Below are 12,273 nucleotides of genomic sequence, written 5' to 3'. Positions count from 1 at the left end.
TGGGCCCGGCAGCGTGGCCCCTATTCCATCCCCCTGACACTTATCGGAGAACGCATTGAGACGTGCCAAGATCGTGGCCACACTCGGCCCCGCAACCTCGACGTATGAGACGGTGCGGGCCCTCATCGATGCGGGCGTCGACGTCGCCCGACTGAACCTCAGCCACGGGGACTACTCCGTGCACGAGAACAACTACGCCAACGTGCGCCGCGCTGCGGAGGACTCCGGTCGGGCGGTCGCCGTCCTCGTCGACCTGCAGGGTCCGAAGATCCGTCTCGGCAAGTTCGAGGCCGGCCCCTACGAGCTCGCGGTCGGCGACATCTTCAAGATCACGACCGAGGACGTCCTCGGCAACAAGGAGATCTGCGGCACCACCTTCAAGGGCCTCCCGCAGGACGTCAAGCCCGGCGACTTCCTCCTCATCGACGACGGCAAGGTCCGCGTCGAGGTCGTGGAGACCGACGGGACCGTCGTCACCACGCGCGTCGTGGTCGCCGGCGCCGTGTCCAACAACAAGGGCATCAACCTGCCCGGCGTGGCCGTCAGCGTTCCCGCGCTGAGCGAGAAGGACGAGGACGACCTGCGCTGGGGTCTGCGCATCGGCGCCGACCTCATCGCGCTGTCGTTCGTCCGCGATGCGACCGACGTCACTCGCGTGCACGAGATCATGGCCGAAGAGGGCGTGAAGATCCCGGTCATCGCGAAGATCGAGAAGCCGCAGGCCGTCGACAACCTCGAGAGCATCGTCGACGCGTTCGACGGCATCATGGTCGCCCGCGGCGACCTCGGGGTCGAGCTGCCCCTGGAGGCCGTGCCGATCGTGCAGAAGCAGGCCGTCGAGCTCGCTCGTCGCATGGCGAAGCCGGTCATCGTCGCGACGCAGATGCTCGAGTCGATGATCTCCAGCCCGGTTCCGACGCGCGCCGAGACCTCCGACGTCGCCAACGCCGTCCTCGACGGCGCCGACGCGGTCATGCTCTCCGGTGAGACGAGCGTGGGGGAGTACCCCATCATCGTCGTGGAGACCATGGCGCGCATCATCGAGTCCACCGAGGACCACGGCCTCGAGCGGATCCATCCGCTGACGACGAAGCCGCGCACGCAGGGCGGGGCCATCACGCTCGCCGCCCTCGAGGTCGCCGAGTTCGTCGAGGCCAAGTTCCTGTGCGTCTTCACGCAGTCGGGCGACTCGGCCCGCCGCCTGTCCCGGCTCCGCTCGCGCATCCCGATGCTCGCGTACACGCCGGACCCGGCGATCCGACGTCGCCTGGCCGTCACGTGGGGCGTGCGCACGAGCCTAGTGAACTTCGTGCCGCACACCGACATGATGTTCCACCAGGTGGACGAGCACCTGCTCGGATCCGGCCTGGCCGAAGTGGGCGACAAGGTCGTGGTCATCTCCGGATCCCCTCCCGGGATCGTCGGTTCGACGAACGACCTGCGCATCCATCGCGTCGGAGACACCGTTCACGGCGCGGCGCCGGCCTACCAGGTCAAGTAGCCGCATTACACGAGGGCCGGTTCCCACGGGGACCGGCCCTCGGCGCATCCGCGGGTGCGCTACAGTCGATCCGGGCCGGCGTGGCGGAATGGCAGACGCGGAGCACTCAAAATGCTCTATCCGAAAGGGTGTGTGGGTTCGAGTCCCACCGCCGGCACCAGGGGTTCACAAGAACCGAAACTCCCGTCCAGTAGGATGGATCCGTGACTGAAGAGCAGCAGCCTGAGCAGCCCGCCTCGTCCGCTCCGCGACGCGTGGTCGTCGCCGAGGACGAGTCGCTGATCCGCCTCGACATCGTCGAGATCCTCCGCGACAACGGCTTCGACGTCGTCGGCGAGGCCGGAGACGGAGAGACCGCGGTCCAGCTGGCCACGGAGCTGCGCCCCGACCTGGTCATCATGGATGTGAAGATGCCGCAGCTTGACGGCATCAGCGCCGCGGAGAAGCTGCACAAGGGCAACATCGCCCCGGTCGTGCTGCTCACCGCGTTCAGCCAGAAGGAGCTCGTCGAGCGCGCGAGCGAGGCGGGCGCCCTGGCCTACGTCGTCAAGCCGTTCACGCCGAACGACCTCCTCCCGGCGATCGAGATCGCCCTGGCCCGCCACGAGCAGATCATCACGCTCGAGGCCGAGGTCGCCGACATGGTCGAGCGCTTCGAGACCCGCAAGCTCGTCGACCGGGCGAAGGGCCTGCTGAACGAGAAGATGGGCCTCAGCGAGCCCGAGGCGTTCCGCTGGATCCAGAAGGCGTCGATGGACCGTCGCCTGACCATGCAGGACGTGGCGAAGGCCATCATCGAGCAGCTCGCCCCCAAGAAATAGAGCGTGGATCTCGGGCACGGGATCCTGCTCCGCCCGCTTCTCGACGGCGACGGCGCGCAACTCGCCGCGGCGTACACCCGCAACCGCGAGCATCTCGCCCGGTGGGAGCCGCTCCGTTCGGAAGAGTTCTTCAGCGCGGCGCGCCAGGAAGAGTTCGTCCGAGAATCCCTGCGCGGCGTGGCCGACGGGCGCAGCGCCGCCTATGTGCTCGAAGACGGTCGCCGTCGCATCGTGGGACGGGTGAACCTCAGCGACATCGTGCGCGGCGCGTTCTGGAGCGCGCACCTGGGTTATTGGGTCGACAAGGATCTGACGGGCCGCGGCGTCATGCGCGGCGCGGTCTCCGCGGTCTGCGCGCTCGCCCGCGACGACCTCGGACTGCACCGGGTGCAGGCGGCCACGCTCGTGCACAACGAGGCCTCGCAGCGCGTGCTGCGGGCGACCGGGTTCACCGAGATCGGCCGTGCACCCCGCTACCTGCGCATCGCAGGGGAGTGGCAGGACCACCTGCTGTTCCAGCGGATCCTGGAGGATGCTCCGGACCGCCGACCCTGAGCGATCAGGCGCCGGGAAGGTCCTTGATCATGTTCGTGATCCGGATCGTGGAGCAGCGCCGGCCCTGATCGTCGCTCACGACGATCTCGTGCACGGTGATGCTGCGGCCCAGGTGCACCGGTGTGCAGACGCCCGTGACCATGCCGCTGGTGGCCGAACGGGTGTGCGTGGCGTTGATGTCGACGCCCACGGCGAGTCGCCCGGGGCCGGCGTGCAGGTTCGCGGCCATCGATCCCAGGGATTCGCCGAGCACCACGTAGGCGCCGCCGTGCATGAGCCCGACGGGCTGCGTGTTGCCCTCGACGGGCATCGTGGCGACGCACCGGTCCACCGAGAACTCGACCCAGCTCAGGCCCATCTTCTCGGCCAGCGCGCCCATGCCCCGCTCCGTGGCCCAGTCCAGTCCGGTGCTCGTCCGAGTGGTGCTCGCCTCGGCCTGATCGCTCACGCGGATCCTCCTCGATTTCGATGTCCGCAGGGGTCGTTAGGCTGAAGTCGTGACGGACTCCGCAAAGCCTACCCTCATGGTCGTCGACGGCCATTCGCTCGCATACCGGGCGTTCTTCGCCCTTCCGGTGGAGAACTTCACCACCAAGGACAACCAGCACACGAACGCCATCTACGGCTTCCTGTCGATGCTGGTGAACCTCATCAAGGCGGAGCGTCCCACGCACATGGCGATCGCCTTCGACACGTCGAGGCACTCGTTCCGCACCGACGAGTACCCGGAGTACAAGGCGACCCGCTCGGAGACGCCGTCGGAGTTCCGCGGGCAGATCCCGCTGCTCCAGGACTGCCTCGCGGCGATGTCGATCCCGGTGCTCACGAAGGAGGGCATCGAGGCCGACGACATCCTCGCGACGCTCGCCGCGCAGGGATCGGCCCAGGGCTTCGACGTCCTCGTCGTCTCGGGCGATCGCGACACCATTCAGCTCGTGAGCGACGAGGTCACGCTGCTCTATCCCAACGTGCAGGGCGTGTCGCAGCTCAAGCGCTACGACCCGATCGCCGTGCAGGAGCGCTACGGCGTGCGACCCGAGCAGTACCCGGACATCGCCGCGCTCGTGGGCGAGACGAGCGACAACCTGCCCGGCGTGCCCAAGGTCGGCGAGAAGACCGCCGTCAAGTGGCTCACGCAGTTCGGGTCGCTCGATGAGCTGCTCGAGCGCTCGGGCGAGATCAAGGGCGTGGTGGGCGGCAACCTGCGCGAGCACATCGAGGACGTGCGCCGCAACCGCCGGTTGAACCGTCTGCTTCAGGACGTCGAGCTCCCCGTCGGGCCCGCCGATCTCGAGACGCGTCCGATCGACGCGCAGGCCGTGCGCGACATCTTCGCGCGTCTGGAGTTCCGCACCCTGCTGCCCCGCGTCTTCGAGGCGGTCGGTGAGGATGCGCCCGCGGAGGAGGCCGTTGCCGGCGTCGCCGTGCCGGGTGCCGCCGAGCTCTCCGCCGAGGGCGTCGCCGGGTGGCTCGCCACGGCCACCGGCGAGGTCGCGGTCACGGTGACCACGTCCGCCGGCCTGCCGCAGCGGGTCGGGCTCGCGCACGGCGATGATCTCGTGGAGCTCTCCTGGTCGTCGCAGGTGCAGGACGCCCTCGCCGATTGGCTCTCCTCCGATGCGGCGAAGGTCTTCCACGACGCGAAGCCGCAGGTGAAGGCGCTGCACACCGCAGGCGTGCGCGTGGGCGGGCTGTCCTACGACACGAACCTCGCTGGCTGGCTGCTGCGCCCCAGCTACCCCGACAAGACGCTCGCCGACCTCGTCGACCGCTACCTGGGCGAGAAGCTGCCCGAGGCGGATCCGAGCCAGCTGGTGCCGGAGACCGAGGGGGCCTCACCCGCACAGCTCGCCTGGTTCACCGCGCGCGTCGCCACCGCCCTCCGCGCGGACGTGCCGGAGAGCGTCGACCGAGTGCTCCGCGAGATCGAACTGCCGACCCTCATCACGCTCGCCGACATGGAGCTCGCGGGCGTCGCGGTCTCGCACGAGATCCTCTCCGGCTTCTCGCAGGAGCTGGGGGATCGCGCGGCCCGCATCGCCGAGGAGTCCTTCGCGATCATCGACCGCGAGGTGAATCTCGGCTCGCCCAAGCAGCTGCAGGAGGTGCTGTTCGAGCAGCTGGAGCTGCCGAAGACGCGCAAGACCAAGACCGGATACTCGACCGACGCCGCCGTGCTCGCCGATCTGCAGGAGAGCAACCCGCATCCGTTCCTCGACCTGCTGCTGCAGCACCGCGAGGCCACGAAGCTCCGGCAGATCATCGAGTCGCTCGACAGCGCGATCGGCAAAGGCGGGGCGGTCCGCGATGATCACCGCATCCACACGACCTACGTGCAGACCGGCAGCCAGACCGGGCGCCTCAGCAGCACCGACCCCAACCTGCAGAACATCCCGGTGCGCACCGAGGAGTCACGGCGGATCCGCAGCGCGTTCCAGGTCGGCGAGGGCTACGAGACGCTCCTGACCGCGGACTACTCCCAGATCGAGATGCGCATCATGGCGCACCTGTCCGGCGACGAGGGCCTCATCGAGGCGTTCAACTCGGGCGAGGACCTGCACCGTTTCGTGGGTGCGCGCGTGTTCGGCGTGGATCCCGCCGAGGTCACGCCGGCCATGCGCACGAAGGTCAAGGCCATGTCCTACGGTCTGGTGTACGGCCTCAGCGCCTTCGGCCTGTCCAAGCAGCTGCGCATCGAGCAGTCCGAGGCGAAGCAGCTCATGATGGAGTACTTCGCCCGCTTCGGTGCCGTCCGCGACTACCTGCGCGCCTCGGTGCTGGCCGCGAAGGAGGTCGGTTACACCGAGACGATCTTCGGGCGACGGCGACCGTTCCCCGATCTCGTCAGCCCGAACCGTGTGCTCCGTGAGAACGCCGAGCGCGCCGCGCTCAATGCTCCGATCCAGGGCAGTGCGGCAGACATCATGAAGGTCGCGCTGTTCCGCATCCACGCCGACCTGCTCGAGGCCGGCCTCGCCTCGCGGGTGCTGCTGCAGATCCACGACGAACTCGTCGTCGAGGTGGCGCCCGGCGAATGGGACGCCACCGAGCGCATCGTGCGCGAGCGCATGGGCGGCGCGGCGGACCTCTCCGTGCCTCTGGACGTGCAGGTCGGTCGTGGCGGCGACTGGAACGAAGCCGCGCACTGACGCAACGCCGCGGAACGGGAGCCTCTCCACGACGCGGGCCCTCAGGCCGCGTCGTTCCGTGGAGCGGAGCCCGTTCCGTGGATAGGCTCAAGGGATGACCGCAGAGCAGCCCACGACGCGCAGGCCGTCCACCATCGATCAGATCGCGGAGGGCTGGGTCGACACCCTGACCGAGCTCTCGCCCATCCTCGGCACCTACATCGGCCGCAACGAGGTCAACGGACGCCTCGACGACTTCAGCCCGGCAGGGCACGAGCATGCGATCGCCGAGACGCGCCGGGTTCTGGCCGAGCTCGACGCGCAGGAGCCCGTCGACGAGATCGACCGGGTCACCAAGACGGATCTCTCCGCCGAGCTTCGTCTCTCGATCGAGCAGCACGACGCCCAGTGGCACTTGCGCGACCTGAACGTCATCGCCTCCGCCGCCCAGGACGTCCGCCAGGCCTTCGACCTCATGCCCACCGCGACCGCCGATGACTGGAGCGTCATCGCCGAGCGCCTCGGCGCGATCCCGGCCGCACTGGACGGGTATGTGGAGACGCTTCGTGAAGGCATCGCGAAGGGCGTCGTGCCCGCCCGGCGTCAGGTCGTCGAAGTCGCCACGCAGATCGCGCGGTACACCGCGGACGACGGCTTCTTCGCCGCGTTCGTCGCCGACGCCTCGACCGACGAAGGGCAGCTGCCCGCAAGCCTCGCCCGCGACCTCGCCGATCGGTCCGCGGCCGCCCGCGTCGCCTATGACGGCCTGCGCACGTTCCTCAGCGCCGAGCTCGCACCCGTCGCCGGGGAGCAGGACGCAGTGGGGCGCGAGCTGTACGCCCTGGCCTCTCGCCGCTTCCTCGGCGCGACGATCGACATCGACGAGACCTACGAGTGGGGTCGCGAAGAGCTCGCCCGCATGGTGGCCGAGCAGACCGCGATCGCGAATGAGATCCTCCCCGGATCCACCGTCGAGGAGGCCGTCGCCCACCTGGAGGCCGACTCCGCGCGCAAGCTCGTCGGCACCGACGCCTTGCAGCGCTGGATGCAGGAGACCAGCGACCGGGCGATCGCCGAGCTCGGCGCCTCGCACTTCGACATCCCGGAGCAGATCCGCGAACTCGAGTGCATGATCGCACCGACGCAGGAGGGCGGGATCTACTACACCGGCCCGACCGATGACTTCTCCCGCCCCGGGCGCATGTGGTGGTCGGTGCCGGAGGGCGTGACGGAGTTCGACACCTGGCGCGAGCTGACGACCGTGTACCACGAGGGCGTTCCCGGGCACCACCTGCAGATCGCCCAGGCCACGTACAACCGGGCGGAGCTGAACACCTGGCGTCGCGTGCTCGCCGGTACCTCCGGTCACGCGGAGGGCTGGGCGCTCTACGCCGAGCGCCTCATGGAGCAGCTCGGCTATCTCGACGACCCCGCCGACCGGCTCGGCATGCTGGACGGGCAGCGCATGCGCGCGCTGCGCGTGGTGCTCGACATCGGCGTGCACCTCGGCAAGCCGCGCCTGGATGGCGAGGGCGTCTGGGACCACGACTACGCGCTCGACATGATGCGCCGCAACGTGAACATGTCCGACGAGTTCCGCCAGTTCGAGGTGAACCGCTACCTCGGCTGGCCGGGGCAGGCGCCGTCCTACAAGGTCGGCCAGCGCATCTGGGAGCAGGTGCGCGACGCGGTCAAGGAGCGCGAGGGCGACGCCTTCGACATCAAGGCGTTCCACAAGCGGGCCCTCGACATGGGCGGGGTCGGGCTCGACACGCTGCGCAGTGTGTTCCAGGTCGGCTGAACGGTCTGCAGCGTGAGGAAGGGGTCGCGGGAATGCCCGCGGCCCCTTCCTCCTTTATTCAAGTGAATAGAAAGGAGCTCGGCATGGAGATCGAATTCGGACTGGACACGTTCGGCGACATCACGGTCGACGAGGAGGGGAACACCCTCAGCGGCGCGCAGACCATCCGCAACATCGTGGAGCAGGCGGCTCTGGCCGATCAGGTCGGCGTCGACTTCTTCGGCGTGGGGGAGCATCACCGTCGGGACTTCGCGGTGTCGAGCCCGGAGATGGTGCTGGCGGCGATCGCCTCGCGCACGGAGCGGCTCCGTCTGGGCACGGCCGTCACGGTGCTGAGCTCGGACGACCCCGTGCGCGTCTACGAGCGCTTCGCGACGCTCGACGCGCTCTCCGACGGCCGCGCCGAAGTGGTGCTGGGCCGAGGATCCTTCACCGAGTCGTTCCCACTGTTCGGCTTCGATCTGCGCGACTACGACCGGCTCTTCGAGGAGAAGCTCGAGCTGTTCGTCGAGCTGCTCAAGGAGCAGCCCGTGAACTGGCAGGGCACGGTCCGCCCGCCGCTCGAGAACGCGGACGTCTTCCCGAAGACGGCCAAGGGCATGCGCACCTGGGTGGGCGTCGGGGGATCTCCCGAGTCGGTTGTGCGGGTCGCACGCCACGGCCTCGGGCTCATGCTCGCGATCATCGGAGGACCGGCGGCTCGTTTCCGTCCCTTCGTCGACCTGTACCACCGCTCGGTCGATGCATTCGGCAACCCGGCGCTGCCCGTGGCCGTGCACTCGCCGGGACACATCGCCGACACCGACGACGAGGCCTGGTCCACCGCCTACCCGGGGTTCGAGACCATGCGCAACACGATCGGCGCCGAACGGGGCTGGGGTACGGGCTACAGCCGTGCCCAGTTCCAGAACGAGGTGGGCCCGGAGGGCGCCGTCTACGCCGGCTCCCCGGAGCGGGTCGCCGCCAAGATCGCCGACACCGTACGCACCCTCGGTCTCGGCCGATTCGACCTCAAGTACGCCACCGGCACGACCCCGCACCAGGCCCTCATGCGCAGCATCGAGCTCTACGGCACCGAGGTGATCCCGCGCGTGCGGAAACTGCTCGCGGACGACTGACGTCGCACGGTGACGGGGTCGGTCGGACGCGCGTCCGACCGACCCCGTCGTCGTAGGCTGGATGGATGAGCGCTGTTCGATTCGTCGCCATCGGAGACTCCTTCAGCGAGGGCGTCGGTGATGAGCTTCCTGACGGCACCGTCCGGGGATGGGCCGATCTCGCGGCGCTCGGGTGGGCCGACGCGATCGGAGAGCCGATCGCGTACGCCAACCTCGCGATCCGTGGGCGCCTCGCCTGGCCGGTCGTCGAGGAGCAGCTCGAACCGGCCCTCGCCTTGAAGCCGACGCACCTCTCTTTCAACGCGGGCGGCAACGACATGCTGCGCCCGAGAGCCGACATCGAGCACATCGCCGACGCGTTCACACGCGTGCTCCGGCGTTGCGACGAGGCCGGAGCCACCCTCATCGTGCTGTCCGGCGCCAACCCGTCGGCGCAGCTGCCGCTGACCTCGCTCATCCAGCGTCGCGGCGACGAGCTGTCCGCCGCGGTGCTGCGCAGGATCCAGGATCGACCGGATGTGCTCCAGGCGCTGAACTGGCCGGACCGCGAGCTGAGCGGGCCGGAGTACTGGGCGGAGGACCGGCTCCACATGAACGCGAACGGACATCATCGCGTCGCCGCCCGGGTCTTGGATGCCGTCGGCGTCGACGCTCCGGGGGAGTGGTGGCATGCGCAGGACGTTCCGGAGGAGGAGCCGTTGAGCACCGCCGCGTACTACCGACGGCACGTGGGGCCATGGATCCGTCGCCGGGTGACGCGCCGGTCCTCCGGCGACGGACGTCTGCCCAAGTTCGCCGACTGGACCGAGATCCGCCCCTCTTCGGAGCGCTGAGCGCACCGCCCCCGGGTCGGCGCGCTCGAACCCGCGCGGCGTCGTCAGCGCGAGACGCGGGCGAGGAACTCCGCCGTCGCCGCGTGCTGCGGCGCGTCGAAGATCTGCTGGGGCGGTCCATGCTCCACGAGCACGCCGTCCTTGAGGAAGACGACCCGATCGGCGACGTCGCGCGCGAAGGACATCTCGTGCGTGGCCATGAGGATCGTGGTGCCGCGCCCCTTGAGCTCCCGGACGAGATCGAGCACCTCGCCGACGAGCTGCGGGTCGAGGGCACTCGTGATCTCGTCGAGGAGCAGCAGCTCGGGATCCGTGAGGATCGCCCGCACGATCGCGACGCGCTGCTGCTGTCCACCGGAGAGCCGATCGGGGTAGGCGTCGGCCTTGTCTCCGAGGCCGAGCGCCGTCAGCAGTTCCCTGCCGCGCCGGCTCGCCTCCGCCTTCGGCATGCGGTGCACGCGCCGGGCTGCGAGAGTGACGTTGTCGAGCACGGTGAGGTGCGGGAACAGGTTGAAGTGCTGGAACACGACCCCGATCCGTGCGCGAATCGCGTCCGCATCGATCCGCGGATCCGTGATGTCGGTTCCCGAGAGCAGGATCTGCCCGTCATCGACGCGCTCGATGAGGTTCATCGTGCGGAGGAGCGTGGACTTTCCGGATCCGGACGCGCCGATGAGGACGACGACCTCGTGCGCGTCGACCGCGAGGTCGATGCCGCGCAGCACGTCGTGGTCGCCGAAGCGCTTGCGCACTCCGAGCGCTTCGATCACAGGAGCGGTCATACGATGCCTCCGGCCTGCTCGCGCTTGTTGAGACGCGCCGTGACGACGTCCGTGAGCCGGATCATCGGCCAGCTCAGGATCACGAAGAAGAGTCCGGCGACGATGTACGGCGTGAAGTTGAACGTCTCGGCGACCTGCAGCTGCGCGGCACGGACCGCGTCGATGGCGCCGAGGACCGAGATGAGGCCGACATCCTTCTGCATCGACACGAAGTCGTTCATGAGTGCGGGCACGACCTTGCGCACGCCCTGCGGAATCACGACGATGCGCAGGGTCTGCCCGTGCGTGAGACCCAGCGACCGGGCCGCCACCCGCTGAGACGGGTGCACGGCCTCCATCCCCGCGCGGAGCACTTCGGCCACGTATGCCGAGTAGCTGATCACGAGGGCGATCGTTCCCCAGAACATCGCGGGCATCCGCGGGAAGATCATGAGCGCGGGGATCCCGAAGCCCACCAGATAGAGCACGATCAGCAGGGGCACGCCGCGGAAGAAGTCGGTGTAGGCCGCCGCAAGCAGCCGCAGCGGGAAGAACACAGGGCCCCGCAGCGACCGCAGCACGGCGAGAAGCGTGCCGAGCAGCGCCACGCAGACGGCGGCGATCACGAGCACGAGGATGTTGAGCAGCAGCCCCTGGAAGATCGGCCCGACGCTCGCGAGCGCCACCTTCGGATCGAAGAAGGTCTCGCGGACGACCTTCCAGCCCGGAGTGTTCGCGATGAGCACGATGAGCACAGCGGCCAGCACGAGGCTGCTCAGCAGCGCGATCAGGACGGAGCGCGTGGTCGCCCGGCGGCGCTGTGCGCGGCGGGACAGCTCGAGGGGGCTCGGCTGCCACGCCGCGTCGACGAGGGGAGCGGTCACTTCAGGACGGGGACGTTCACGGCCTCGCTGAGCCACTTCTTCTGCAGCTCGGCGATCGTGCCCTTCTTCTGCAGTGCGTCGACGGCCTTCGTGACGGCCGGGGTGAGCGCGGAGTTCTTCGGAAGCACGAAGGCGAACTGGTCGCCGCCCTTGTCGTCGGCGAACTGACCGATCACGCTGGCGTTCTCGAGCTGCGCGCCGGTCACGTAGAACGCGCCGGGCAGATCGGTGATCATCGCGTCGATCTGGCCCCCCTTGAGCGCCTGGACGACGTCGTCGACCGAGTTGAAGACGCTGAGATCGCCGGTGCCGAGCTGCGACTTCGCGACGGTGTAGCTCGTCGTGCCCGTGGCGACGCCGACCTTGGCCTTCTTGAGGTCGGCGATGCTGGTGGCCGTGGCGGCGGGCGTGCCCTTCGCAGCGACCACGGCCTGCGTGGTCGTGTAGTAGGACGAGGAGAAGTCGACAGCCTTCTTGCGGTCGTCGGAGATCGAGAACTGCTGGATGTTGAGATCCCAGTCCTTGGGGCCGGGGGCGATCGCGGCGTCGAAGCCGGTGCGCGTCCAGACGATCTGCTTGTCGGAGAAGCCCAGCTCGGCGGCCACGGCGTGGGCGACGGCGCCCTCGAAGCCCTTGCCGTTCGCAGGGTCGTTGTCGACGAACCACGGCTCGTAGTCGGGGTCACCGGTGGCGATCGTCAGCTTGCCTGCGGTGACGGTCTGCAGGGCAGCCCCGGTGGCGTCGGCGTCGGCCGACGGCGCGGACGCGGCAGAGCCGCTGCAGGCGGCAAGGGAGAGCGCGGCGGCTGCGAGCGTCGAGACGAGCGCGACGCGGCGAAGAGCGGGTGCGAGGGACACGGGGACTCCTGAGA

The 12,273-nt window shown here is 69.0% G+C and carries 11 protein-coding genes and 1 tRNA gene; 8 read left to right on the top strand and 4 right to left on the bottom strand.

Translation table 11 applies throughout. From position 1 onward, the window contains the following. The first annotated feature begins 55 nt into the window (after window positions 1-55). From pyk to ACFWCK_RS08320, 4 genes are all read left to right on the top strand, one after another. Window positions 56-1,501: a pyruvate kinase gene (gene pyk, locus ACFWCK_RS08335; RefSeq protein ID WP_378805420.1), complete on the top strand. Its 1,446-nt coding sequence runs from the start codon at window positions 56-58 to the stop codon at window positions 1,499-1,501. Between the two features lie 74 nt (window positions 1,502-1,575). Next, window positions 1,576-1,661 (top strand) — tRNA-Leu (locus ACFWCK_RS08330). A gap of 43 nt (window positions 1,662-1,704) precedes the next feature. Further along, entirely contained in the window at window positions 1,705-2,322 is a 618-nt protein-coding gene (locus ACFWCK_RS08325) for an ANTAR domain-containing response regulator (protein ID WP_045252013.1), read from the top strand. A gap of 3 nt (window positions 2,323-2,325) precedes the next feature. Continuing rightward, window positions 2,326-2,877, top strand: coding sequence for a GNAT family N-acetyltransferase (locus ACFWCK_RS08320; RefSeq protein ID WP_378805418.1), 552 nt, complete (start codon window positions 2,326-2,328; stop codon window positions 2,875-2,877). A 4-nt stretch (window positions 2,878-2,881) separates the two neighbouring features. On the opposite strand, the gene ACFWCK_RS08315 is transcribed toward ACFWCK_RS08320, so the two are convergent. Continuing rightward, window positions 2,882-3,256, bottom strand: a complete 375-nt coding sequence (locus ACFWCK_RS08315; RefSeq protein WP_378805963.1) for a hotdog fold thioesterase — start codon at window positions 3,254-3,256, stop codon at window positions 2,882-2,884. A 118-nt stretch (window positions 3,257-3,374) separates the two neighbouring features. Here ACFWCK_RS08315 and polA point away from each other — a divergent pair, with 118 nt between their 5' ends. The 4 genes from polA (at window position 3,375) to ACFWCK_RS08295 (ending at window position 9,757) form a co-directional block, all read left to right on the top strand. Next, window positions 3,375-6,026, top strand: coding sequence for a DNA polymerase I (gene polA, locus ACFWCK_RS08310; RefSeq protein ID WP_378805416.1), 2,652 nt, complete (start codon window positions 3,375-3,377; stop codon window positions 6,024-6,026). Window positions 6,027-6,120: 94 nt separating this feature from the next. Further along, window positions 6,121-7,806: a DUF885 domain-containing protein gene (locus ACFWCK_RS08305; protein ID WP_378805415.1), complete on the top strand. Its 1,686-nt coding sequence runs from the start codon at window positions 6,121-6,123 to the stop codon at window positions 7,804-7,806. Window positions 7,807-7,889: 83 nt separating this feature from the next. Continuing rightward, window positions 7,890-8,924: an LLM class flavin-dependent oxidoreductase gene (locus tag ACFWCK_RS08300; protein WP_378805413.1), complete on the top strand. Its 1,035-nt coding sequence runs from the start codon at window positions 7,890-7,892 to the stop codon at window positions 8,922-8,924. A gap of 65 nt (window positions 8,925-8,989) precedes the next feature. After that, entirely contained in the window at window positions 8,990-9,757 is a 768-nt protein-coding gene (locus ACFWCK_RS08295) for an SGNH/GDSL hydrolase family protein (protein ID WP_233309481.1), read from the top strand. A gap of 44 nt (window positions 9,758-9,801) precedes the next feature. Here the strand turns inward: ACFWCK_RS08295 and ACFWCK_RS08290 are convergent, their stop codons facing one another. Genes ACFWCK_RS08290 through ACFWCK_RS08280 form a run of 3 tightly spaced genes read right to left on the bottom strand, consistent with a single transcriptional unit; the run spans window position 9,802 to window position 12,259 of the window. Continuing rightward, window positions 9,802-10,539: an amino acid ABC transporter ATP-binding protein gene (locus ACFWCK_RS08290; RefSeq protein WP_378805412.1), complete on the bottom strand. Its 738-nt coding sequence runs from the start codon at window positions 10,537-10,539 to the stop codon at window positions 9,802-9,804. Next, on the bottom strand, window positions 10,536-11,402 hold the full coding sequence (locus tag ACFWCK_RS08285) for an amino acid ABC transporter permease (RefSeq protein WP_233309479.1): 867 nt from the start codon (window positions 11,400-11,402) through the stop codon (window positions 10,536-10,538). Before ACFWCK_RS08285 ends, ACFWCK_RS08290 begins: the two co-directional genes overlap by 4 nt. Next, window positions 11,399-12,259, bottom strand: coding sequence for an ABC transporter substrate-binding protein (locus ACFWCK_RS08280; protein WP_233309478.1), 861 nt, complete (start codon window positions 12,257-12,259; stop codon window positions 11,399-11,401). Before ACFWCK_RS08280 ends, ACFWCK_RS08285 begins: the two co-directional genes overlap by 4 nt. Window positions 12,260-12,273 lie beyond the last annotated feature (14 nt).

Source organism: Microbacterium sp. NPDC060117 (assembly GCF_042729315.1).
Lineage (GTDB): Bacteria > Actinomycetota > Actinomycetes > Actinomycetales > Microbacteriaceae > Microbacterium.
The sequence above is the reverse complement of the archived record's forward strand: the minus strand, read 5'-3'. Positions and strand labels throughout refer to the sequence as shown.